Here is a 23,239-nt window from a genome sequence, read left to right as displayed (position 1 = left end):
GCACCGGCTCAGCGCAGGCCGTTGAGCACCTTCTCGTAGCGGGGGCGATCGGCGGCGGAGGTCTTCGCCCCCAGATAGTTGAGCACCACCGCGCCCCGCCGGTACGACTGGCCGCCCCAGGTCTCCGCGATGTCACTGGCGCTGGTCTCGTCCGGAAACACGTACACCGTGACGGCGTCGGTGGCGATCAGCTCGGAACAGCCCAGGCCGAGCCCGTCCGGTCCGCAGTCGACTGAGCGGTCCTTTGGATGGGGGACCTTCAGACCGGCTGCCTTGAACGCGTTGACGACCTGCTGCGCGCCGGGCGCACCGGCCGGACGCTGAGGAAGCACCACCGGCGGCGGGCTGGCCGGCCGTCGCTCCGTCGGCCCCTGCGCTGCGGCGGACGGCGGAGCCGGCGGGGCCGCCTCGCTGGCGGTGGGCGAAGCCCCGGTCGGTAGGCCGGTGGGGGCCGACTCGGACGAGGCGGATGGTGCCGCGTTCGGCCGGCCGTCGTCGTCACTGCCGCAACCGGCGGTGAGAGCAACGACGACCAGCAGGGCCCCGACGGCGGGCAGACTCCGGATTGTCACCACCGCAGTCTGCCCAACGGCATCCGGCGGCGCGAGGGCCGGTCGGTCACTGCGCTGTCCCGTATCCGCCACCCACCGGTCGACCGACGGACCTGCTTCGGGCGTTCCCGGAGGGCCTCCTGCCGGTATCCGGCTGTTATTCGACTGTGGAATGCTTCCCCGGTGGGTGAACATGTGGTTCCCGTGGGTTGTCCCTGCTGTGCATCCCGGACCGGCGGGGGGACCTGCCCGGTCTGTTTCTGGACCGATGACGGCCAGACCGATGCCGACGCCGACGCGATCCGGGGTGGCCCCAACGGCGATCTGAGCCTCTCGCACGCCCGACTCAACTACGCCGTCTACGGTGCCAGCCACCCGCGCTACCAGGACATGGTGCGCTCGGCCCGCCCCGACGAGCGCCCCTGACCGGCGCCCGACGGGGTGAGTGCGGCTCAGCAGACCGGCGCGTTGCCGCCGTACACGCTGGAGATGTACGCGTGGCTGACGTACTGCCCGGTGGCCAGGCGGTTCCAGCGGCTCGTGGTGCGGTAGGGGCCGGCCACCAATTGTCCGACGACGTAGCACTGGATCGGCACGTGGGCCAGCCGGGCGGCGAGGCCACGGATCGCGGATGACGTGTTGGCCCCGGCGCGGATGTTGAGCGGCCCGTCACCGACCACGCCACGCGGCCCGCCTCCGGTCCACAGGTAGGCGACGTCCACCCAGGCGTTGGTGGTCAGCCGCAGGCCGTCCCAGAAGGTGCCGTCTGCCAGGTCGATGCCGGCCGGGTTGAGCACGGTACGCCCGAACTGGTCCCGCCCTCCGTTGTAGCCGGACTGGTACGCGGCCTGCGCCTCGGGCCGGCCCTGCGGCAGGTTCTTCCAGTTTTCGCGTACCGATGAGGGGTTCCAGTAGTCGTCGCGGGTGTTCCACGGCCCGACGTCCCAGACCGGGGCGTACTCGCAGCGGGAGCCATTGGTCGTGCAGACCCGCACGGTGTAGTCGCCGGTGTTGAGTGGGGAGAGGCCGCGCCGCGACGGTAGCGCCACGAAGTGGTCCCGGGGTTGCACGGTACGGCCGTTGGCGGTCAGTTCGCCGACCAGCCCGATGCGTGTGGCGTACACCCGGTAGGTGCGCCCGGGCGTGGCGGCGGAGACGGCGGCGGTCGCGTCGGCGGTGAACCGCACGCCGCGTACCGTCGCGGTGGCGCCGCCATTGGGTGCGGTGAGCACCACCCGGGTCTGCACCCGGGTGACCGGCCGGTCGAAGACCGCGCCGGCGGTGGTTGTCCGCCACTCCGTCCAGCCGGCGGCCCGCCAGCCGCGGACCTGCGCCTCCACGCTTGCCCCGGCCGGGACCGAGGCGTTGATCTCGGCGCGGACCCTGGTGGCTGGCCGGGCGAGGGTGCGGGGGCGCTCAGGAGCATTCCCTCGGCGACCGCGCTGTGCGGGCTGCGCGCGCTGCGGCCGGTGGCCCGAGCCGCACTCAGCCGTAGCCCGGCGGCGGTACGTCGGACGTTGACGTCGTCGCGGTCGACGACTGAGAGGTCGGCGTTCCACCGTTCGCTGCCGGGCGCGGCGGCGGTGAGGGTGATCGGGCTGCCGGCGGCGGGGGTGGCCGAGACTCCGCTGGTGGCGGGCAGGAGCGCGGCGGTGAGCAGGAGGGCGAGGGTGGCGACGAGGGCGACGGATGGAATACGACAACGAGGTCGCGTCATGGGCATTCTCCTCAGAACCCCCTGACCCTCGCATGTCAGGAGATCATGAGGAACCTGAGTACAAATAGCGACACATGCGAATACTGCTCAAAAGAGGGAGGATGGCAGCGTGCCCGAAGGCGACACCGTCTGGAACACCGCGCGCGTGCTGCACCGCGCGCTGGCCGGCGCGCGGATCACCAGCAGTGATTTCCGGGTGCCGCAGCTGGCGACCACGGACCTCGCCGGCTGGACCGTCCGCGAGTCGGCCAGCCGGGGCAAGCACCTGCTGCTGCGGTTCAGCGCCCCGGACGAGGCGCACTGGACCTTGCACTCGCACCTGCGGATGGACGGCGCCTGGCGGGCGTACGCACCGGGGGAACGCTGGAGCGGCCGGCCCGCACACCTGATCCGGGTGGTGCTGCGCAGCCCCGGCGCGGTCGCGGTCGGCTACCACCTGCACGAGATGACCCTGGTGCCGACCAGCGAGGAGGACCAACTGGTCGGCCACCTCGGCCCCGACCTGCTCGGCACAGACTGGGACCCGGCCGAGGCGGTCCGTCGCCTCACCGACCACCCGGCGCAGACCATCGGCGAGGCGCTGCTCGACCAGCGCAACCTGGCCGGCGTGGGCAACCTCTACAAGTGCGAGGTGCTGTTCCTGCGCGGCGTGTCGCCCTGGACGCCGGTCGGCGCGGTGCCCGACCTGCCCGGCATGGTGACCCTCGCGCAGCGGCTGCTCGCCGCCAACCGTGGCCGGTGGACGCAGAGCAGCACCGGCTCGTTGCACCGGGGGCAGACCAGCTACGTGTACGGCCGCCGCGCCCAGCCCTGCCGCCGCTGCGGCACCGCGATCCGTAAGGAGGAGCTGGGCGACCGGGTCACCTACTGGTGCCCGGTCTGCCAGCCCGAGCGTCCGGACACACCTGCACCGGGCTGAGCAGGGACACTCACCTGCCGAGGCCGTCCCAGATACGGACGATTGGGTAATTCCTATCCGGCCGTCGGAGTCGCATGCTGCGGTTGAGTGCTCACCGACCGTCAGCAGAGTGCCGAGGTCCGCCCCGCCGGGGTGGCGGACCTCGTGCCCCGAACCCGGGGAGAGTCATGGCGATTTTCCGCAGACTCCGCACCACCTTCTTCGAGCGGACCACCCGCGACACCAACGGCCTGGAGGCGTTCGTGCCGGCCGCGCGTACCGCCGAGGAGACCGTCCGGGCGCAGAGCCTGGACCCGGCCGTGGTGCCCCGCTGCTTCGGCCCCGTGCCGAACTTCGCACACAGCCCTCGCCCAGCGCGTGACCCCGGCGGGCGGCTGGTGCCCGGGACCGGGCTGCGCAAGTTCGTCGACCCGCTGCCCACTCCGGGCCAGCAGAGCCACACCGACCTCGGCGGCCACCTGCCGGTGGCAGTGCCGGACACGATCAGCTATCCGGGCTGCGACTACTACGAGATCGGCCTACAGGAGTACGCCCAGCGGCTGCACCGGGACCTGCCGGCCACCCGGCTGCGCGGCTACCGGCAGCTCAACCTGGGCACCGACGCGTCGGGCCACAACCTGGTGGCACCACCGGAGCGGCCCTGGCACCTCGGACCGATGATCCTCGCCCGTCGGGGCCGACCGGTCCGGGTGAAATTCATCAACCAGCTCCCCACCGGCCGGGCCGGCGAGCTTTTCCTGCCGGTCGACGACACGATCCAGGGGGCCGGGCTCGGCCCGCTGGACGGGCCGGCGCCGTACCCGCAGAACCGGGCGGTGCTACACCTGGCCGGGGCGCAGACCGGCTGGACCAGCGCCGGCAACCCGGGGCAGTGGATCACCCCGGCCGGGGAGATCACTCCGTACCCGACCGGGGTGGGCGTGACCCACGTGCCGGACATGCCGCCGCCCGGCGTCGGCGCCACCACGCTCTACTACCCGAACGAGCAGAGCGGCCGGCTGATGTGGTTCCACGACAACACCCTCGGCCTGGCCCGGCTCACCGTCTACGGCGGGCAGCTCGCGCTGTACCTGCTCACCGACCCCGCCGAGGACCAACTCGTCGCCGACGACGTGCTGCCGACCGACCAACTGCCGCTGGTGATCGAGGACAAGACGTTCGTGCCCGACGACACCCAACTCGCCGCCGAGGACCCGACCTGGGATCGGGAACGCTGGGGCGCCCGGGGAAGCCTCTGGCACCCGCACGTCTACCAGCCGCGGCAGAACCCGTACCGGGCCGGTGGACGCAACCCCACCGGCCGGTGGGACTACGGCCCCTGGTCGCACAACCCAGCCGTGGACGGCACCCGCACCGACAGCTGGGTCCCGAACCCGCACCACGACCCGGTCGGCGCGCCGGACGAGCCGCCGCTGAGCCCCGGAGTGCCGCACCCGTCCGCGGTCCCCGAGGCGTACGGCGACACCCCGCTCGTCAACGGCGTCGCCTACCCGTACCTGGAGGTGCGGCCCCGCGCGTACCGGTTCCGAATCCTCAACGCCTGCCTGGACCGCAGCCTCAACCTCCAGCTCTACCGCGCCTGCTCCGACGCGGCGATGTGGGCGGCCGACGGCGCGGTCGCCGACGCCGACGCCGGTGAGGTACCGATGGTGCCCGCCGTGCGCGCGGCGGACCGGCCGACCGGTTGGCCGACTGACGGACGCGACGGCGGTGTGCCGGACCCGCGTGCCGCCGGCCCGGAGTTCATCCAGATCGGCAACGAGGCCGGGCTGCTGCCCGCCCCGGTGGTGCTGCCGAACCGACCGATCGGCTACCGCTACGACCGGCTCGACCCGACCGTGCTGAACGTCGACGGGCACACCCTGCTGCTCGGCCCGGGTGAGCGGGCCGACGTGCTGGTCGACTTCTCCGCCGTGCCGCCGGGCAGCACGCTGATCCTGTACAACGACGCCCCGGCCCCGCTGCCCGGCTTCGACCCTCGCTACGACCAGCACACCGACGCACCGGACCGGACCGCCGAGGGCGGCCCACCTGCCACCGAGCCGGGGTACGGCCCGAACACCCGTACCCTGCTCCAGTTCCGGGTCAGCGGGGCGCCCGCGCCGCCGTACGACCTGAACCGGCTGCGCGAGCGGCTGCCCCTGGCGTACGCGGCCAGCCAACGCCCGCCGATCGTGCCGCAGCCGGCGTACGACCCGGCTTTCGGCACCCGGACCGCGGCGGAGACGACGGTGCCGGTGCACGCCACCTCGGTGACGTTCACCCCGGCGGCCGGCGTCGGCCCGGTGACCCTGCCGATCACGGTCAAGGCCGCGGAGCAGGTCTTCGAGCCCGACCACGGCCGGTTGGCCGGCCGCCTCGGCGTCGGACACCCGCACGCCGGGCCGCTCAACCCGACGACCCTGCCGCTCGGTTCGACCGACCCGGTCACCGAGGTGCTCTTCGCCACCGACCCCGCCGTGTCGGTAGGCGCCCCCACCGACGGCACCCAGCTCTGGCGGATCAGTGGCAACGTCCGGCAGACCGAACCGCTGCATTTCGGCGGCTGCGACGTGCAGGTGGTCAACCGGGTGGGCTGGGACGGCACGCTGCGGCCCCCGCACGGCACGGAGTTGGGCTGGAAGGAGATCGTCCGGGTCAACCCCCGGGAGGACGTGGTGGTGGCGCTGCGTCCGGTCGCCCCGGTGCTGCCGTTCAAGCTGGGCGACAGCGTCCGGCTGCTCGACCCGGGTCGCCCGGCCGGGGCCCGGACCGGGTCGACCCCGGTCAGCCCGGCGGACGGTCGACCCGCAACGGTGGTCAACCAACTCGTCAACCTGGGCTGGGAATATCGCTGGCACAGCCAGCTCGCCGGCCACCGCGACGGCGGAATGACCCGGCCGCTGGTGGTGCGGGTGGCGCCGAAGGCACCGACCGGGCTGACCGCCAAGCCGGTGCCCGGCTCCGCCACCGCGCTACCCGCGATCGCGCTGACCTGGACCAGCAACGGCGGCCGACCACCCGCCACCAGCCACCTGCTGCAACGGGCCACCGACGCCACCTTCGGCGGCGAGGTCACCACGATCACCGTCGCGGCTGCCGCCACCCGGTACACGGACGCGACCGTCACCCCCGGGGTGACTTACCACTACCGGATCCGGGCGGAGAACGCCGTCAGCTACTCGTCCTGGTCGAACGGCGTACCCGCCTCGGTGCATTTGGCCGCGCCGAGCGGCCTGGTCGCGGCACTCCCGCCGGCCGCGCCGCTGCGCGTGGCGCTGCGCTGGGCGAACCGGTCGTTCGCCACCGGCATCGACGTGCAGCGGGCCACCAACCCGACGTTCACCAGCGGACCGGGCACCACGGCGATCGGCGTCGGCGACAACCACCTGGACGTCACGGTCGCACCGGACACCACGTACTACTACCGCGTGCGGACCACCTACCTGGGCGCCGCTTCCGCCTGGTCGACGGTCGCCGCGGTGAGCTCACCACCCGCGCCGGGCACCCCGAGCGGGGTGAGCGCCACCGCCAGCGCACCGGGGCCGGACACCGCGACGGTGCTCCTGGCCTGGGCGGCGAGCACACCCGCCGGCCCGGGGTCCGGGTTCATCGTGCAGCGGGCTCTGGACCCGGCGTTCGAGCAGGAGGTGGCCACGTTCACGGTGACCGGTCGCGGCTTCACCAACACGGGGCTGGCCCGGGGCGTGACCTACCACTACCGGATCCGGTCGTTCAACGTCGTGGGCAGCTCGCCGTACACCGGCCCGGTCCTGGTCACGACACCGCCGTGACGGCCGGGGCGGGTGCGTTGTTGTGCGGTCTCAGCGGGTGGGTGCGCGCAGCGGGGTGCCGACGGCGCGCAGCTCGGCCAGGGCCCCGGCGACACCGTGCAGCAGGTCCGTTGCCTCGGTGAGCCGGTCGGCGGCCGGGTGGGCGGTCTCCGGTCGGGCGTCCTCGGCCAGATAGCTGGCGGCGGCGACGACCAGCCGTTCGTAGGCCGCGACCCCGCCCTCCAACTGGGCGGTCAACACGGCGTATGCCTCGGCCAGCGGCGGCCGGGCGTCGGCCGGGGCCAGCCGCAGCGCCCGTTCGACGCTGGCCACCCGTGTGGCCAGGTCGCGCAGGGAACGGTCGGCGGCAGCCGCCTCCAGCACCGCTGGCTCGGCCAGCCCGGCGAGCCGGGGGCCATCCCGGCCAGGGTCAGTGCCGCCCGGTCCAGTCGGGCCCACGGCTCGCCCGCGCTGGTGCCACGCAGCGCGATCCGGGAGCGGACCCGGCGGACCTCGGCCAGCACCCCCGGGCCGACCGGCAGCCGCTCGACGGCGGCGATCAACCGGGCCCGCGACCGGGCCGCGGCCTCGGCCGGGTCGAGCGCGGGGGTGCCGGCTGGGCGGCCAGGGCACGCACGTCGATCCAGCGCCAGGCGGCGAGCGCCACCGCACTGCCCGCGGCGCCGGCCCAGGCCGCGTCGGGCAGACCGAGGCCGGCGTACGGGGTCAGCACCGCCGCCGCACCGCCAAGCCCACCGGCCAGCACGCTCCATCGTCGGGCCGACCGGCGAAGCCGACCCAGCCTCCGGAAGTACCGCGTCCGCTCGTCTGCCACCCTGACCTCCTCGGTCCGGTCGTTCAGCCGGCGGCGGTCGGGTCGCCGGTGCCCCGCTCGCGCGCCATGCTGGCGCGGAGCTCGTCCAACCGGGCGGCGGCCGTCGGGTCGGTGGCCGGGCCGGCCTTCTCCGCCTGCGGCACACCCGGTCGTTGCGACGCGCCGCCGAGCTGCTCCCCCGCCATGCTGGACCGGATCTGCTCCAGCCGGGCCGAGCCAGCCGAGTCGATCGTCGATTTCTGGATCTCCAACATCCGGCCCTCGACAGAGTTGCCGGCCAGCTCCGCGCGGCCCATCGCGTTGGCGTACCGCCGCTCGATGCGGTCGCGGACCTCGTCCAGCGAGGGGGTGTTGGTGGGCGCGGTCAGCGACGACATCGACTCCAGCGAGCGGGCCACCGTCTCCTGCATCTTGGCCTGCTCCAGCTGGCTGAGCAGCTTGGTGCGCTCGGCGAGCTTCTGCTGGAGGATCATCGAGTTGTTCTCGACCGCGCGGCGGGCCTGCGCGGCGGCGCCCAGCGCCTGGTCGTGCAGGGTCTTCAGGTCTTCGGTGGCCTGCTCGGAGGAGACCAGCTGAGTGGCCAGGGTCTGCGCCGACTGCTCGAAGCGCGCCGCCTCGGCCTCGTCGCCCTTGGCCCGGGCCTGGTCGGACAGCACCAGGGCCTGCCGCGCGTTGCCCTGCAACCGCTCGACCTCGGACATCTGCCGGGACAGCTTCATCTCCAGCTGACGCTGGTTACCGATCACTGCGGCAGCCTGCTGCACCAGCGCCTGGTGCTGCCGCTGGGCGTCCTCGATGGCCTGCTGGATCTGCACCTTGGGATCGGCATGCTCGTCGATCTTCGCACCGAAGAGCGCCATCAGGTAGTTCCAACCCTTGACGAACGGGTTCGCCATCTCCGCGGTATCCCCTCAGTAGCGTCGCTCCACCACGGCCGGGCCGGTTGGACCGACCGGCCATGACCGGCCGGACTCCATCGTCCCAGCCGAACGCCAGCGAGGCATCCGTACCGGGCGGTCGACAGCACCGGCAGCTCCTGTGGGCAACCCTACGCGGCCGGTGCCAGCCCGCCCATGGTCAAGCGGCGCAGACCACGTCCCGGTCGCGCTCGGTCGGGCGGACGCGGGAGCTGCGCAGCGTGGCCCTGAGCGGCGAATCCTGGCGGACCGAGACGGCGACCTTGCCATCGGAGGTGACCTGGCGGACACCCCGGTTGGTGCGCTTGGGCACGGCCGTGGCAGCGGCTGGCTCGTCCTGCATCGAGACGAGCACCTCGGGCATCTGCTCGGCGAGCGCCACGGTGTCGCTCACCTCGATCAGGAGCTCGGACAGACGGGCACCGAGGGCGTCACAGATCGCGGCGAGCAGCTCGCTGGACGGCTCCTTGTGCCCGCGTTCGATCTCGGAGAGGTAGCCGAGGCTGACGTTGGCGGCGGTGGACACCTCACGCAGCGTGCGCTGCTGCCCCTGCCGGCGCGCCCGCAGTGCGTCACCGATCACCCGGCGTAGCAGGATCATCGCACCTCCCCCTGAGGGATACCTCGCGCCCGGCGCTGGGCAGCCGGTCGCGGCGGACCGCGCCGACCCCGAACGTCGGAGCCTTCCCGCAACCGTACCCGTTGCGGGCCCGGGCGACATCCCGCCCCGCCCGTCAGCTTGCGGGACGGGGCTCACCGGCGTACGGCGCCTGCTGCTTCCGCGGCGTCTGCGGCGTAGATCCGCTCGGCGAGCAGCCGCAGCGCCCCGACCACCGCCGCCGCGCGGACGTGCTCCCGCCCGCCGCCCAGGTCGAGCTGGCGGACCTCAGCGCCGTTCGGGCCGGCGCACGCGACGTAGACCAGGCCGACGGGCTTGCCGTCCTGCGGGTCGGGGCCGGCGACGCCGGTGGTGGCCAGCCCCCAGTCCGCACCGCAGCGCTGGCGTCCACCCTCGGCGAGCGCCGCCGCCACATCGGGGTCCACCGGCCCCCGCTCGGCCAGCAGGTCGGCGGGTACGCCGGCCAGGGTGCCCTTCAACTCGGTGGCGTAGACCACCAGGCCGCCCCGGTAGATCCCGCTCACCCCGGCGATGTCCACGATCGATGCGGCCAGCAGCCCACCGGTGAGTGATTCGACCGTGGCCAGGGTCTCGTGCCGCTGCGCCAGCCGGTGCACCACACCCGCCGCCGCACTGCCCGCCGCGGCATCGTCCGCCGCGGCATCCGCCGGCCGCCCAGAACCCGCGTCCCGCTGCATCGACAAGTCCTTCCCCATCCACCGACCCCCAACCCTGCCGGCCCGATCGCGTTGATCATGAAGTTGACGTCGCGACACGCCGTCACCCATGACGATAACTTCATGATCAACGGGGAGACCGGCCCCGGGCGGGGGCGGGGGGTTAGCGGGGGCGGCGGAGGCGGAGGGCTTGGGCTATGTAGTCGAAGCCGGTGGCGACTGTCACCAGGAGGGCAGCGGCCATGATCCACGGGCCGACGGCGGCGAGGGCTGCTGGCATCGGCCAGAGGTACCAGGCGATGGCGAGGATCTGGAGCGCGGTCTTGACCTTGCCGCCGCGGCTGGCGGCGATCACGCCGTGCCGGATCACCCAGAACCGCAGCACGGTGATGCCCAGCTCGCGGACGAGGATCAGCACGGTCACCCACCAGGGCAACTGGTCGTACCAGGAGAGCAGCACCAGCGCCGCGCCGGTGAGCGCCTTGTCGGCGATCGGGTCGGCGACCTTGCCGACCGAGGTGACCAGGCCGAACCGGCGGGCGATCCAGCCGTCCACCAGGTCCGTCGCCGAGGCCACCGCGAAGATCAGGCAAGCCGCCATCCGCCAGCCGGAATGGGTCATCCCGGACATGATCACCGAGGCGCCGAAGACCGGCACCAGCACCAGCCGCAGCGCGGTCAGCGCGTTGGCCGCGTTGAGGACGGGCACCACGGCAACGACCCGGGCCGGCGTCGACTCCGTCGCCCCGGTCACCGCCGCACCCCGCTCGGCCCGCCGTGGCGTTCCCGGCACCGCACCACGTGGCTCCCCCGCTCCGCTCGGGCCCGCCGTCACCGTGCCGCGCCGGGCGCCGCCGAGATCATCTCATCCGGCACAGCGAGCAGGTCCACCCCTTCGGTGCCGGTCACCGTCGCGCGGACCAGATCACCTGGGCGCAGCGCGGTCAGGTCGACCCCGCCCTCGGCCGGGGCGACCAGCGTGGTGGAGCCGTCCACCTCCGGCGCCTGGTGCGCTGCCCGGCCCTCCACCACGCCGTCCTCGATCGAGTCGACCAACACCTCGATGGTCGAGCCGAGCCGGTCCTCGGCCCGCTGCGAGCAGAGCTCGTCGGCGAGCGCGCTGAGCCGGTCGTAACGCCGCTTGATCGTCGCGGCGGAGACCTTGCCGGGCAGGCCGGCGGCCTCGGTGCCATCCTCGTCGCTGTAGTCGAACATGCCGATCGCATCGAGCCGGGCCTCGGTCAGGAACCGGACCAGCTCGTCGATGTCGGCGCGGGTCTCGCCGGGGAAACCGACTATGAAGTTGCTCCTGGCGCCCGCGTCGGGAGCCAGCGCACGGGCACTCGCCAGCAGCTCCAGGAACCGGTCGGTGGAGCCGAAACGCCGCATCCGGCGCAGCACCGGCTCGCTGGAGTGCTGGAACGAGAGGTCGAAGTACGGGGCCACGCCCGGGGTGGTGGCAATCGCCTCGACCAGCCCGGGCCGGGTCTCGGCCGGCTGGAGGTAACTCACCCGGACGCGGACGATGCCGCTCACCGAGGCGAGCTGCGGCAGCAGCTTCTCCAACGCACGGGGGTCGCCCAGGTCCTTGCCGTACGAGGTGGAGTTCTCGCTGACCAGCACCAGCTCCCGTACGCCGGTCTTGGCCAGCCACTCCGCCTCGGCGAGCAGCTCGTCCGGCGTACGCGAGACGAACGCCCCACGGAAGGCGGGGATGGCACAGAACGCGCAGCGGCGGTCGCAGCCGCTGGCCAGCTTCAGCGAGGCGACCGGGCCGGTGTCCAGCCGGCGGCGCAGCACCTGGCGCAGGTGCGCCGGGGTGTGCTCGTCGGTGTCGACGGCGGTGCGGGCCACGGTGCCGTGCCCGGGCAGCGACACCCCGGTGTCACGTCGCTTCACCGGGGTCAGCGGCAGCAGCTCACGTCGGTCCCGAGGGGTGTGCGCGATGACCTGCTCGCCGGCGACGACCGCGTTCAACCGGGCGGCGATGTCCGGGTAGTCGTCGAAGCTCAGCACCGCCTGCGCCTCGGGCAGGCTGTCGGCCAACTCCTTGCCGTACCGCTCGGCCATGCAACCCGCGGCGACGACCTTGGCGCCCGTGCCGGCGGCGGCGAGCAGGGTCTGGATGGAGTCCTGCTTGGCCTTCTCCACGAAGCCGCAGGTGTTGACGACCACCACGTCGGCGCCCTCGCCGTCGGTGGTCACCTGCCAGCCGTCGGCGTGCAGCCGGGCGGCGAGCTCCTCCGAATCGACCTCGTTGCGGGCGCAGCCCAGGGTGAGCAGAGCGACGCGACGGCCCTCGGCGTTGTCAGAGGGAGAAGGAGAGGTGGCAGACACCATCCGAGGGTACCGGGCCGGCCGGGGAAGCCCACGCACGCGGGCTGCGGAGACGGCCGACACCATGTCGGTCGGCCCGCCCCACCAACCGGTCAACGCGCCGCCGCGCCCACGCGGGTCAGCGCGTCGAGCAGGAAGACCTCGGTGCCGGCCAGACCGGTGGAGCAGAAGACCGAGACCTGGTCCGCGGTGGTCCGGCCGGGGACCGCGCCGGCCAGGATGCCGCCCAGGTCGCGCAACCGCTCGGCGTACGGGGGTGTGGCCGCGAGCATCGGCGGCTGGTAGTCCGCCGCCTGGGCCAGCGAATCGGTGACCAGCAGATCGGCGGTGTCCAGCAGGTCTGTGCCGAACTCGCTGCGGTCGCGCTGCTTGAAGCCGACCGCGTTGACGTGCGTGCCGGGGCTGAGGTCGGCGGCGCAGAGCACCGGGGTCGGGCTGGTGGTCGCGAGGATCACCATGTCCCGCCCCGCCACGGCCGAGCCCGGGTCGGCCACCGCGCGGGCCGGCACGCCCAGTTCGGCGCGGACGCGGGCGGCGAAGGCGTCCCTCCCAGCGGCGGAGCGACTGTGCACCACCACCTCGCGCAACGGGCGGACCTCGGCGACGGCCCAGACCTGGGTCCACGCCTGCCGGCCGGAGCCGATCACCCCGAGGGTGGCAGCGTCCGAACGGGCCAGCGCGTCGACCGCGAGACCTCCCAAACCTCCGGTACGCCGGGAGCCCAACTCCTCGCCGACCGCGACCGCCCGGATCGCCCCGGTCCGGGCGTCGTGCAGCACCACCAACTGCTCGCCCTGCTGGTGGCCGAAGGTGTCGTACGAGCGGAAGCCGTACCACTCGCCGACCAGGTGCCCGGCGGTGAGCACCATCCGCCCACCGCTCAGTGGGGCGGCGGCCCGGGGCGGGGCGATGAGGCGTCCCTCGTACGCGGCCAGAAGGGCGGCGCGCATGGCGTCGACCGTGGTGGCGGCGTCCAGCACGGCGGCGACCTCGGGGTCGGCGTAGAGCATGGTCATGATTGCCATACTGCAAGTTGAAGTCAGGTCGAGGTCAACGGGCCGTGGTGAGAGTCACCGCCCCACCGCCAGGGCCGGTGCTAGCGTCGGCCTCGGTGGCCCCGGATGCTCGTGGCCGCTCCGGACGAGTGGTGGGCGTACCCGGTCAGGCCAAGACGCCCCGCGTGACGTGCAGACTCGACTCGTCCCGGCGCGGCAGCCCCGGGCGCTCTCCGTGAGGTGGACGATGGCCTGGCTCGTACTGGTGATCTCGGGACTGCTGGAGACGGCCTGGGCGATCGCCCTGGACCGCAGCGCCGGCTTCAGCCGGCTGGTCCCGTCCGCGGTGTTCGTGGTGACCCTGGTCCTGAGCATGGCCGGGCTGGCGTACGCGCTCCGGGAGATTCCCGTCGGCACCGGGTACGCGGTCTGGGTCGGCATCGGCGCGGTCGGCACCGCACTGATCGGAATGCTGGCGCTCGGCGAATCGGCGAGCCTGCCTCGAATCCTCTGCCTGCTGCTGGTGGTCGCGGGCGTGATCGGTCTGAAGATCTTCCACTGAAGTGCCGCACCGGCACGACTGGCCAGCGCCCACAGTGGGTATTGATCGATCCGTCACGACAGGCTCTCACCCGGAGGAAGACATGGCTGACATGCCGAGCACGGCCCGTCCCCGCAGCAACGCCGCCCGGATCCTCACCATCGTGGGCTTCGTCTTCGCGGTCCTCGCCCTGCTGCTCAACCCGATCATCTTCGGCGTGCTCGGTGTCATCGCGGGCGTCGTCGGCGCGGTGCTGGGCGACAAGCCGCTGGGCTGGTACGCCGCCGTGGCCAGCGTCGTCGCAGCGATCATCGGCGTGGTGGTCGTCGCCGCCTTGCTCAACAACTGACCGCTCTGCCGCCACGGGCCCGCCGGATACCGGCGGGCCCGTCGTGCGCGCCGGGTCGGTCGTACCCGTCGGTCAGTCCACGTCGCCGCGCAGGCCGACCAGGACCTCGTCCAACTCGTCCGGCTTGACCAGCACGTCGCGCGCCTTCGACCCCTCGGACGGTCCGACGACTCCCCGGGTCTCCATCAGGTCCATCAGACGGCCCGCCTTGGCGAAACCCACCCGCAGCTTGCGCTGGAGCATCGAGGTCGAGCCGAACTGCGAGGTGACCACCAGCTCCACCGCCTGCACCAACAGGTCCAGGTCGTCGCCGATGTCCTCGTCGATCTTCTTCTTGCTCTCCTGCGCCGGGGCCAGCACGTCCTTACGGAACTCCGGCTCGCGCTGGTCCTTGCAGAACTTCACCACGTCGGCGATTTCCCGCTCGGTGACCCAGGCGCCCTGGATGCGGACCGGCTTGGAGGCGCCCATCGGCAGGAAGAGCCCGTCACCGCGGCCGAGCAGCTTCTCCGCGCCCGGCTGGTCGAGGATGACCCGGGAGTCCGCGAGCGAGGACGTGGCGAACGCGAGCCGGGACGGCACGTTCGCCTTGATCAGACCGGTCACCACGTCGACCGAGGGGCGCTGGGTGGCCAGGACCAGGTGGATCCCGGCGGCTCGGGCCAACTGGGTGATCCGGACGACCGAGTCCTCCACGTCGCGCGGCGCGACCATCATCAGGTCGGCCAACTCGTCCACGATCACCAGCAGGTACGGGTAGGGGCGCATCTCCCGTTCGCTGCCCGGCGGGGCCTTGATCTCGCCGTTGCGGACCTTGCGGTTGAAGTCGTCGATGTGCCGAACCCCGTTGGCCGCAAGGTCGTCGTAGCGCATGTCCATCTCGCGGACCACCCAGTCCAGCGACTCGGCTGCCTTCTTGGCGTTGGTCACGATCGGGGTGACCAGGTGCGGGATGCCCTCGTAGCCGGTCATCTCGACCCGCTTCGGGTCGATCAGCAGCAACCGCACCTCGTCCGGGGTGGCCCGGGTGAGGACTGACACCAGCAGGGTGTTGAGGCAGCTCGACTTGCCGGCGCCGGTGGCCCCGGCGATGAGGATGTGCGGCATCTTGGCGAGGTTGGCCACCACGTAGCCGCCCTCGATGTCCTTACCGAGCGCCACCACCATCGGGTGGTGGTCGCTGGTCGCCGCCCGCGAACGCAGCACGTCGCCGAGCGCGACGTTCTCCGGGTCGGTGTTCGGGATCTCCACGCCGACGGCGCTCTTACCCGGGATCGGGCTGAGGATCCGCACGTCCGGTGACTTCACCGCGTACGCGATGTTGCGGGACAACTGGGTGATGCGCTCGACCTTGACGCCGTGCCCCAACTCCACCTCGTAGCGGGTGACCGTCGGGCCGCGGGTGAAGCCGGTGACCGCGGCGTCCACATCGAACTGGTCGAAGACGCCCGTCAGGGCGGCGATCACCTCGTCGTTGGCCTTGCTGCGGGTCTTCGCGGCGGCCCCGGCACTGAGCATGTTGGCCGGCGGCAGGGTGTAGTCCCCGGCCAGCCCGGTCAACGCGAGCTGCTCGGCCCGGGTCGGCGCGGGCGAGTGCTCCGGCGGCTCGACCTGTGGCTTGCGGCTCGCCGGCACCTTCGCCGGCGACTTGCGCGGCAGCACCATGGTCTCCTGGAGGTCCGCGCCGTCCAGGTCTCCGAAGTCGTCCGGGTCGAGCGGTGGAGGCATCCGCTTCGCCGGCCGCTTGCGCGCCGGCCGGATGACCGTCTCGTCCGACTCCTCCTCGGTGGCGTCCGCCGGGGCGACCAGCCCGCCCGCGAGCAGTCCCAACCGCTCGGGGATCTTGTTGATCGGTGTCGCGGTCACCACGAGCAGACCGAAGAGCAGCAGCAGGATCAGCAGCGGCACCGCCACCCAGGCGGTGACCGCGCGCTCCAGCAGCCCACCGACGCCCGCGCCGACCAGGCCGCCGGCGAAGTCACGCTGCAGCGGGCCGGCCGGGTCCTGACCGATCTGAAGCAGCGCGGCGGTCGACACGAGCAACGAGCCCCAGCCGATCAACCCGCGGCCCCGGTGTTCCGGATCGGCCGGCTGACGCATCAGCCGCCACGCCCCGATCATCAACAGCACCGGAACGACCACCGAGATCGCGCCCAGGAACAGCCGGATCGAGTCGGCCAGTCGCGCGCCCACCGGACCCGCTCCGGAGAGCCAGAGCGCCACGGCGGTGAGCAGTGCGAGCCCGAACAACAGCAGCCCGGCGCCGTCACGGCGGTGCTCCGGGTCGAGGTCGCGGGCCGAGGCGGCCTGCCGACCGGCGGCCCGGACCGCCCAACCCATGCCGTGTGCCAGGCCCATCCACAGTGCACCGATTGCACGGCCCACGTAGACAGCCGGACCGGGCCGGGCCGGCGCGGTGCGACGCCGAACCGGCGCACGAGTCTTCTTCGCCGGTTGACGGGCACGACTGTTGGTGCCACCGCGCGGCGACGCGCCGCGCCGCCGGCTCGCCTGAGAGGTACGGCCCGCCATAGAGTCACGGTAACGGTGGTGCCGGGCAGATCCCCGCTTTTCCGGGTCGTGTCCGCGCGTCGCAACACGAACCCCACCGCCGGTCGTGATATCCGCCTCAGAAGGGATGCCCCATGGCGTCGCCGGAAATCGAGGGCGATCCGAACGATCCGCTGGCCGGGCACCCCGGTGCGCTACGGCCACTGACCGGTGAACTGGTCGCCGCGGTGCTCGCCGCCCGCGGCCGGTCCGTCGGCCTGACCGTGGACGGCGAACTGGTGGGCCACTTCGACGACAACATGATCTGGTTCCTCCGCCTCGGCGGGGACGGCGAGCTGCTCCAGGTTCGCACCATGGTCGCCCCCACCTTCGGAATCGAGCAGGTGCCCGCCCTGTACGCGTTCTGCAACTCGTGGAACCACGATCGGCTCTGGCCCAAGGCGTTCGTGCACGTCGACGACGCCGGTCGGGCCCGGGTCTACGGCGAGGTGATCACCGACCTGGAGCGCGGCGTGACCCCGCACCAGCTCGACCAACTGCTCGACTGTGGCATCTCCACCGGCTGCCAGCTCGCCGTGGCGGTCCGTCGGCTGCCCGGCGCGGTGCCGGCATGACCGGCCGGGACGAGTTCACGGGCAGCCGCACCGAGCGGGCGGACCACCCCGGAGCGCCGCCCGCCGGTCCCGTCGGCCGGGTCGCCGGGGGCCGTCTGCCGGCCCTGGTGGCCGTGCTCGCCGACGCTCGGGACCTGCCCGACGGGCCGGCGCGGCAGGTGGCCCTGGAACGGCTCGCCGAGCGCGCCGACGCGGCCGGGGACGTCCGCTCCGGGATGGACGCGCGGTTCGCGCTGATCGAGGCGTACCTGCTGCACGGGGAGCGGTGGCGCCTGGTCGAGCCGGTCCGGCGCTGCCGGGCCGCCGCCGACCACCGGCCCGAACTGCTCACCGACGCCGAGGCCCGACTGCTGCTGCGCTACCAGCGCTACGCGGTGGAGGCGCTGCTCGGCACCCCGGGTCGGGCTGGACCAGACCCGGTCCCTGCTGCACGACCTCGCCCACCGGGTCGGCGCGGACGGTCCGGACACGCCGACCGTCGCGGAGCTGCACTGCCGGATCGCCGACCACCTGGGCGACGAGCCCACGGCCCGGCACTGGTACGAGCGGTGGTCCGGGAAGCGGCCCGGCCCGGCCGGCGGCTGCCCGGGCTGCGCGGCGGCCCGGCGCGCCGAACTGCTTGCCGGCTGGGGCGAGTGGCGAGCCGCGCTCAGCGAGCTACGGGAATCCGACGATGACCCGGCGGCCTGCACCGACCAGCCCGAACGGGACCTGGTCGCCGGTCTGCTGCCCGCACTCCGGGCCGACGAGGCGGAGCGGGCCGCGGCGGCACACGTGCGGGCGTACCGCCGACACCGGCGCGAGCGCGCCGCGTTCCCCCACCTCGCCGCGCACCTGCGGTTCTGCGCGCTGGGCGGGCACCTGGAACGCGGGCTGAGCGTCCTGGCCGAGCAGCTGCCCCGGTTGGACCGCCCGACCGACGACCTCGCCGCCATGGAGTTCGCCGCCGCCGGGGCGCTGGTCTGTGGGCTGGCCGTGGAGGCCGGGCTGGACGGTCGGGCGATGCCACGCCCGGCGTACGGCGAGCGGCCAGCCACCGAGCTGGACGTGTCCACGCTCGGCGCACTGCTGCTCGGGGTGGCCAGCGAGCTGGCCGGCAGCTTCGACGCCCGCAACGGCACCGGCCACCACTCCGGTCGGATGGCCGCCTGGCTCGCCGAGCGCCCGCTCGCGGCGCCGGTCCCGCTGCCCGCCGACGACAGACCTGACAGACCCGACGATGACGACGAGCCCGACGAGCCCGTTGCCGACCGCTCCGACGACGAGGCCGGGTCGGGCGAGCGGGAGCTGGGGGCGCTGACCCTCGACATGATCACCGCAGTCCTGGACGGGCGCGGCGACCGGTACCTGGTGGAAGACGGCGACACGGTGGTCGGCCGGTGGGGTGGCGCGGTGATCCAGTTCCGGCGGGCCGGTGAGCGCGGTGAGGTGCTGCACGCGCGCGCCATGGCCGCCCGCCGGCTGCCGGCGGCCCGCCGCGCCGAGGCGTACGCCTTCTGCAACGCGTGGAACCACGACCGACTGCTGCCCAAGGCGTACGCACACGACCTCGGCGAGGAGTTGGTGCTGGCCGGCGACGTGGCCACGGACCTGGCACACGGGGTGACCCCGGCTCAGCTCATGGTGCTGGTGGACGCCGCCATCACCACCGGCGTCGCGTACGCCGAGGCAGCCGCCGCGCTGCCCTGACATCCCCGGAACGCGGCGACGCCGGCCCACCCCGTTGAGGGTGGACCGGCGTCAGCGGGAGTTGCTCAGACCTCGACGACGGTGGGCACGATCATCGGTCGACGACGGTACTTGTCGTTGACCCACCGCCCCACGGTCCGCCGGACGATCTGCTGGAGCTGGTGCGGGTCGGTGATGCCGTCTGCCGCGGCCCGGTTGAGCGCCTCGGTGACCAGCGGGACCACCGGGTTGAACGCCTCCGGGTCCTCGGAGAAGCCCTTCGCGGACAGCGTCGGGCCGGCGACCACCTTGCCGGTGACCGAGTCGATGACCACGGTGGTGGCGATGAAGCCGCCGTCACCGAGGATCCGCCGCTCGGTGAGCAACGACTCACTGACGTCACCGACGGCGAGGCCGTCCACGTAGACGTACCGGCTCTTCACGTGCCCGACCAGGCTGGCGCGGCCTTCGACCAGGTCGACCACGTCGCCGTCCTCGCAGATGACCACCCGGTCGGCGGCGACCCCGGATTCGATACCGAGCCGGGCGTGGGCGCGCAGGTGGCGCCACTCTCCGTGCACCGGCATCAGGTTGCTGGGCCGGACCACGTTGAGCAGGTAGAGCAGCTCCCCGGCGGGGGCGTGCCCGGAGACGTGCACCTTCGCCACGTCCTTGTGCACGACCACCGCGCCGGCCCGTGCGAGCCGGTTGATCACCCGGTAGACCGAGGTCTCGTTGCCGGGCACCAGCGAGGACGCCAGCACGACCGTGTCGCCGGGGGCGATGGTGATGTGCCGGTGGTCTCCACTGGCCATCCGACCCAGAGCGCTCATCGGCTCACCCTGCGAACCGGTGGACATCAGCACGATCTGGTCCGGCGGCAGCGTGGTCGCCTCGTCGATGCTGATGACCAGGCCGTCCGGGATGTTGAGCAGGTTGAGGTCCCGGGCGATGCCCATGTTGCGAACCATGGACCGGCCGATCAGCGCGACCTTGCGGCCGTGCTCCGCGGCGGAGTCGAAGACCTGCTGCACGCGGTGCACGTGCGAGGCGAACGAGGCCACGATGATCCGGCCCTTGGCCTTCGCGAAGATCGAGTCGAGCACCGGCCCGATCTCCCGCTCCGGGGTGACGAAGCCGGGGATCTCCGCGTTGGTCGAGTCGGAGAGCAGCAGGTCGACGCCCTCGGCGCCGAGCCGGGCGAAGCCGGCCAGGTCGGTGATCCGGCCATCCAGCGGGAGCTGGTCCATCTTGAAGTCGCCGGTGTGCAGCACCAGGCCCGCGGGGGTGCGGATGGCCACCGCGAGGGCGTCCGGGATGGAGTGGTTGACCGCGAAGAACTCACACTCGAACGGGCCGAGCCGCTCGCGGCCGCCCTCCCGCACGGTCAGCGTGTACGGCTGGATCCGCCGTTCGGCCAACTTCGCCTCGACCAGGGCGAGGGTGAACTGTGAGCCGACCAGCGGTATGTCGGGCTTGTGGGCGAGCAGGTACGGCACCGCCCCGATGTGGTCCTCATGGCCGTGCGTCAGCACGATCGCCTGGACGTCGGCCAGCCGGTCCAGGATCGGGCTGAAGTCGGGCAGGATCAGGTCCACACCCGGCTGCTCGACGTCGGGGAACAGGACTCCGCAGTCGACGATCAGTAACTTGCCGTCGAACTCGAAGACGGTCATGTTCCGACCAATGGCGCCGAGCCCGCCGAGCGGGATGATCCGCAGGCCACCTTCCGGCAGCGGCGGGGGTAGTTCCGCCTCGATGTGCGCCTCGGTCACGCGTCCACCTCATTCTGCGACGCCGTCACTCGGCGTCCATCGTGTCGTTCGATCATTCGGGCAGCTCCAGGCCCGCTGCCGCGAAGTCCGCGCGCAGCTGGGCAATCTCGTCGTCGGTGGCGTCCACCAGCGGGGGTCGCACCGGGCCGGCCGGCAGGCCCAGCGACGCCAGGCCCGCCTTCACCAGGATGGTGCCCTGGGTGCGGAAGATGCCGGTGTACAGCGGCAGCAGCCGCCGGTGCAGGGCCAGCGCGGCCGGCATGTCCCCCGCGTCGTACGCCTCGATCATCTGTACGGTCAGCGCCCCGGTGAAGTGCGTCGAGGTGCCGACCACGCCCACGCTGCCGACGGCCAGCGCCGGCAGGGTGAGTGCGTCCTCGCCGCTGTAGAAGGCGAGGGCGGTCCGGCTGGTCACCCAGCTGGTGGCGGTCAGGTCGCTCTTGGCGTCCTTGACCGCGACGATCCGGCCGTGTTCGCCGAGCCGGACCAGCGTCTCGGTGTCGATCGGCACGCCGGAGCGGTGGGGGATGTCGTACAGCATCACCGGCAGGCCGGTGGCGTCGGCCACCGCGGTGAAGTGCCGCAGCAATCCGCTCTGCGGCGGCTTGTTGTAGTACGGGGTGACCACCAGCAGGCCGTGTGCGCCCGCCTTCTCGGCGGCGGCGGCCAACTCGATGGTGTGCCGGGTGTCGTTGGTGCCGACCCCGGCGACCACCTTGGCGCGGTCGCCGACGGTCTCCACCACGACCCGGATCAGCTGTTCCTTCTCCGCGTCGGTGGTGGTCGGCGACTCGCCGGTGGTGCCGTTGACTACCAGCGCATCGTTGCCCTGCTCGTCGACCAGGTGGTTCGCCAGTCGGGCGACACCGTCGAGGTCGAGCGAGCCGTCGGGGGCGAACGGGCTCACCATAGCGGTGAGCAGCCGGCCGAAGGGGCGGGACACCGGTCGGGCGGCGGCGTCGGGGTGGTCGTGCGTCATACCCCCCAACCTAGCGGACGACCAGCCGGGGCCCGCCGGGGAAGGGCTCAGGACGCCTCGTGCGGGCTGGCCGCCACCTCGGTGCCGTCCGGCAGCGTGGAGATCACGAAGTCGGCGAACACGTTCGGGGCGACTCCCTGCAGCTGACGCAGGCACTCCATGGCCAGCTCACGGATCTCCACATCGGCGTGCTCGGTCGCCCGCATCGCGATGAAGTGCCGCCAGGCCCGGTAGTTGCCGGTGACCACGATCCGGGTCTCGGTGGCGTTGGGCAGCACCGCCCGGGCCGCCTGCCGCGCCTGCTTGCGGCGCAGCGTCGGGTTCGGCTCGTCGGAGAAGCGCTGCTCAAGGCCCTCCAGCAATTCGGTGTACGCCCGAACGCTCGCCTCGGAGGCCTCGACGAACTTCTTGTGCAGCTCCGGGTCGTCGGCGATGACCGCCGGCTCGACCATGGCAGCGTCCCGCTCCGGGACGTACCGCTGGGAGAGCTGGGAGTACGAGAAGTGCCGGTGCCGGATCAGCTCGTGGGTGAAGGAGCGGGACACCCCGGTGAAGTAGAAGGTGACCGACCCGTGCTCCAACACCGAGAGGTGCCCGACCTCGAGGATGTGCGCGAGGTAGCCGGCGTTGGTGGCGGTCGCCGGGTTCGGCTTCTTCCAGGACTGGTAGCAGGCCCGGCCGGCGAACTCGGCGAGCGCCTGTCCACCCTCCGCGTCGGTCGACCACGGCACGTCGTCCGGCGCCACGAACTGGGTCCACGCGATCAACTTGACCTGGGGCTGCACCATCTCCGGCATTCCAGGGACTGTAGTGGCGCGGCACCTTCCGACCCAACTCAGGCACGCCCCGTGCAATGTCGATCACTCGGGCGGCAGGTCGGAACCGACGAGTCCCTGGGCCTTGGTGGCAGCTACGGCCGAGCCCCCGCGTCGGGCGGGGGTCAGACGTAGAGCGAGGTGAACGGCGCCCAGGGCAGGTTGCGTAGCACCGAGAAGGCCAGCCACGCGGCCAGGAAACCGCCGATGACCTTCGAGCTGATCCGCAGCTCGGGCAGTCGCCAGCCGAACGCCTGGTTGCCCGCCCAGGCCACGAAGAGGTACGCGAGGAACGGCAGCGCGAAGACGAACAGGAAGTGGTGCCGGGCGGCGGCCGGCAGGTCGCCGTGCAGCACGTACCAGAGGGCGCGGGTGCCGCCGCAGCCCGGGCAGTCCAGCCCGGTGGTCAACTTGAGCAGACAGGTGGGCGCGGCGTCCGGGTCGGCGTGGGTCGGATTGCTGACCAGCGCGTAGGCCATCCCGACGGCGACGCAGCCGACCGCGGCCAGCGGCACCGCCCAGCGCGGCGAACGCTCGTAGAGCCGCAGCACGAACCGGGTGAGCCGGTCCGGCTCCGGCGCTGGGTATCCACCCGGCGGGGGCGGCGGCCAGCCGTCCGGACCCGCGTCGGCCGGCATCGTGTGGACCGCCCCGGGGGCGGGCTGCGG

General features: G+C 72.7%; 19 protein-coding genes, 2 pseudogenes and 1 riboswitch. Of the genes and pseudogenes, 7 read left to right on the top strand and 14 right to left on the bottom strand.

The window, feature by feature from the left end; translation table 11 throughout:
* Positions 1-8 precede the first annotated feature (8 nt).
* The gene (locus PCA76_RS07490; protein ID WP_272616281.1) at positions 9-572 is read right to left on the bottom strand and encodes a hypothetical protein; all 564 of its coding nucleotides are present in this window, start codon (positions 570-572) and stop codon (positions 9-11) included.
* A gap of 162 nt (positions 573-734) precedes the next feature.
* Between PCA76_RS07490 and PCA76_RS07485 the strand changes: the two genes are divergently transcribed.
* Complete coding sequence (locus tag PCA76_RS07485; RefSeq protein ID WP_272616280.1) at positions 735-977, top strand: CPCC family cysteine-rich protein; 243 nt, start codon at positions 735-737, stop codon at positions 975-977.
* Positions 978-1,003: 26 nt separating this feature from the next.
* On the opposite strand, the gene PCA76_RS07480 is transcribed toward PCA76_RS07485, so the two are convergent.
* Positions 1,004-1,891, bottom strand: coding sequence for a hypothetical protein (locus tag PCA76_RS07480; RefSeq protein ID WP_272616279.1), 888 nt, complete (start codon positions 1,889-1,891; stop codon positions 1,004-1,006).
* A gap of 486 nt (positions 1,892-2,377) precedes the next feature.
* Here PCA76_RS07480 and PCA76_RS07475 point away from each other — a divergent pair, with 486 nt between their 5' ends.
* The gene (locus tag PCA76_RS07475; protein WP_272616277.1) at positions 2,378-3,187 is read left to right on the top strand and encodes a DNA-formamidopyrimidine glycosylase family protein; all 810 of its coding nucleotides are present in this window, start codon (positions 2,378-2,380) and stop codon (positions 3,185-3,187) included.
* Positions 3,188-3,261: 74 nt separating this feature from the next.
* On the top strand, positions 3,262-6,960 hold the full coding sequence (locus tag PCA76_RS07470; RefSeq protein ID WP_442930210.1) for a hypothetical protein: 3,699 nt from the start codon (positions 3,262-3,264) through the stop codon (positions 6,958-6,960).
* 30 nt (positions 6,961-6,990) lie between these two features.
* On the opposite strand, the pseudogene pspM reads toward PCA76_RS07470, so the two are convergent.
* The 7 genes and pseudogenes from pspM to PCA76_RS07435 form a co-directional block, all read right to left on the bottom strand.
* Positions 6,991-7,774 (bottom strand): annotated as a pseudogene (gene pspM, locus PCA76_RS07465) (phage shock envelope stress response protein PspM).
* A 23-nt stretch (positions 7,775-7,797) separates the two neighbouring features.
* The gene (locus PCA76_RS07460) at positions 7,798-8,670 is read right to left on the bottom strand and encodes a PspA/IM30 family protein (RefSeq protein WP_272616274.1); all 873 of its coding nucleotides are present in this window, start codon (positions 8,668-8,670) and stop codon (positions 7,798-7,800) included.
* Positions 8,671-8,851: 181 nt separating this feature from the next.
* Entirely contained in the window at positions 8,852-9,292 is a 441-nt protein-coding gene (locus PCA76_RS07455; protein ID WP_272616272.1) for a helix-turn-helix domain-containing protein, read from the bottom strand.
* Between the two features lie 152 nt (positions 9,293-9,444).
* On the bottom strand, positions 9,445-10,008 hold the full coding sequence (locus PCA76_RS07450) for a CinA family protein (RefSeq protein WP_272616271.1): 564 nt from the start codon (positions 10,006-10,008) through the stop codon (positions 9,445-9,447).
* A gap of 142 nt (positions 10,009-10,150) precedes the next feature.
* On the bottom strand, positions 10,151-10,741 hold the full coding sequence (gene pgsA, locus PCA76_RS07445) for a CDP-diacylglycerol--glycerol-3-phosphate 3-phosphatidyltransferase (protein ID WP_272616269.1): 591 nt from the start codon (positions 10,739-10,741) through the stop codon (positions 10,151-10,153).
* Positions 10,742-10,818: 77 nt separating this feature from the next.
* On the bottom strand, positions 10,819-12,327 hold the full coding sequence (gene rimO, locus PCA76_RS07440) for a 30S ribosomal protein S12 methylthiotransferase RimO (protein ID WP_272616267.1): 1,509 nt from the start codon (positions 12,325-12,327) through the stop codon (positions 10,819-10,821).
* Between the two features lie 89 nt (positions 12,328-12,416).
* Positions 12,417-13,340, bottom strand: coding sequence for an ornithine cyclodeaminase family protein (locus tag PCA76_RS07435; RefSeq protein WP_272619231.1), 924 nt, complete (start codon positions 13,338-13,340; stop codon positions 12,417-12,419).
* 92 nt (positions 13,341-13,432) lie between these two features.
* Positions 13,433-13,505, top strand: a riboswitch (guanidine-III (ykkC-III) riboswitch).
* 61 nt (positions 13,506-13,566) lie between these two features.
* Here PCA76_RS07435 and sugE point away from each other — a divergent pair.
* A complete protein-coding gene (sugE, locus tag PCA76_RS07430) occupies positions 13,567-13,881 on the top strand; it encodes a quaternary ammonium compound efflux SMR transporter SugE (RefSeq protein WP_272616266.1) in 315 nt (104 codons plus the stop codon).
* 82 nt (positions 13,882-13,963) lie between these two features.
* Entirely contained in the window at positions 13,964-14,209 is a 246-nt protein-coding gene (locus PCA76_RS07425) for a hypothetical protein (RefSeq protein ID WP_272616265.1), read from the top strand.
* Between the two features lie 72 nt (positions 14,210-14,281).
* On the opposite strand, the gene PCA76_RS07420 is transcribed toward PCA76_RS07425, so the two are convergent.
* On the bottom strand, positions 14,282-16,741 hold the full coding sequence (locus PCA76_RS07420; RefSeq protein ID WP_272616264.1) for a DNA translocase FtsK: 2,460 nt from the start codon (positions 16,739-16,741) through the stop codon (positions 14,282-14,284).
* A 113-nt stretch (positions 16,742-16,854) separates the two neighbouring features.
* Here PCA76_RS07420 and PCA76_RS07415 point away from each other — a divergent pair, with 113 nt between their 5' ends.
* Positions 16,855-17,334 (top strand): YbjN domain-containing protein, encoded by a 480-nt coding sequence (locus PCA76_RS07415; RefSeq protein ID WP_272616263.1) that lies wholly within the window; start codon positions 16,855-16,857, stop codon positions 17,332-17,334.
* A pseudogene (locus PCA76_RS07410) lies at positions 17,331-19,023 on the top strand (YbjN domain-containing protein). Before PCA76_RS07415 ends, PCA76_RS07410 begins: the two are co-directional and overlap by 4 nt.
* 65 nt (positions 19,024-19,088) lie before the next feature.
* Here the strand turns inward: PCA76_RS07410 and PCA76_RS07405 are convergent.
* The 4 genes from PCA76_RS07405 to PCA76_RS07390 form a co-directional block, all read right to left on the bottom strand.
* A complete protein-coding gene (locus PCA76_RS07405; RefSeq protein WP_272616262.1) occupies positions 19,089-20,777 on the bottom strand; it encodes a ribonuclease J in 1,689 nt (562 codons plus the stop codon).
* Between the two features lie 52 nt (positions 20,778-20,829).
* Entirely contained in the window at positions 20,830-21,756 is a 927-nt protein-coding gene (gene dapA / locus PCA76_RS07400) for a 4-hydroxy-tetrahydrodipicolinate synthase (RefSeq protein ID WP_272616261.1), read from the bottom strand.
* 47 nt (positions 21,757-21,803) lie between these two features.
* Positions 21,804-22,544 (bottom strand): FAD-dependent thymidylate synthase, encoded by a 741-nt coding sequence (gene thyX / locus PCA76_RS07395; RefSeq protein WP_272619229.1) that lies wholly within the window; start codon positions 22,542-22,544, stop codon positions 21,804-21,806.
* Positions 22,545-22,696: 152 nt separating this feature from the next.
* On the bottom strand, positions 22,697-23,209 hold the full coding sequence (locus PCA76_RS07390) for a DUF2752 domain-containing protein (protein WP_272619227.1): 513 nt from the start codon (positions 23,207-23,209) through the stop codon (positions 22,697-22,699).
* Between the last annotated feature and the right edge of the window lie 30 nt (positions 23,210-23,239).

Origin of the sequence: Micromonospora sp. LH3U1, from assembly GCF_028475105.1 — a bacterium.
Lineage (GTDB): Bacteria > Actinomycetota > Actinomycetes > Mycobacteriales > Micromonosporaceae > Micromonospora.
This window is presented reverse-complemented; position numbering and strand designations above follow the sequence as displayed.